This is a genomic window from Pseudomonas juntendi, from assembly GCF_009932375.1.
Lineage (GTDB): Bacteria > Pseudomonadota > Gammaproteobacteria > Pseudomonadales > Pseudomonadaceae > Aquipseudomonas > Aquipseudomonas juntendi.
Window position 1 is genome coordinate 1 of the sequence record NZ_BLJG01000528.1, and the last position, 511, is coordinate 511.

Genomic DNA, 511 nt, shown 5'->3' on the forward strand with positions numbered 1-511 from the left:
AGGCATGGGGCGGTTCCCTTTTTCAATGCAGTAAGGGTTATGGCTTTGGGCAGGGTGGGCAGGTCGTGGGGGCAGGCAAGTGGCCCCAACATCACCGTATCGGCGCTGTAGGATTTTTCTTTATTCAAACATTCAATTTAAATTTGTCGCCGGTGAAATCCGCCGCAAACTGGCAATTTTGACATCTGCCGCCCACTGCTTCAGAGTTCGCGCTTTTTTCTGTCGTAAAGAGGTAAGCCCACCATGAATGCAGTGATCGCCGCGGTCGGCATCATGCTGATACTCAGCCTGTCCCGCGTGCACGTGGTCATCGCCCTGATCATTGGCGCCCTCGTCGGCGGCCTGACCGGTGGCCTGGGAATGGAAGGCACGCTCAAGGCCTTCAACGGCGGCCTCGGTGGTGGCGCCACGGTGGCCTTGTCCTATGCATTGCTGGGCGCCTTTGCCGTGGCGATCGCCAAGTCCGGCCTGGCCCATGCCCTGGCCGACCGCGCCCTGGCCATGATCGACC

1 protein-coding gene and 1 pseudogene are annotated in these 511 nt (G+C 59.7%); both read left to right on the plus strand.

Annotated elements, in window-relative coordinates; all coding sequences use genetic code 11:
• Nucleotides 1-182, plus strand: a 182-nt coding sequence (locus GYA94_RS27975; protein ID WP_218031619.1) for a hypothetical protein, incomplete at its 5' end; no start/stop codon positions are given.
• Nucleotides 183-243: 61 nt separating this feature from the next.
• Nucleotides 244-511, plus strand: a pseudogene (locus GYA94_RS27085) (sodium:proton antiporter); the annotation flags it as partial.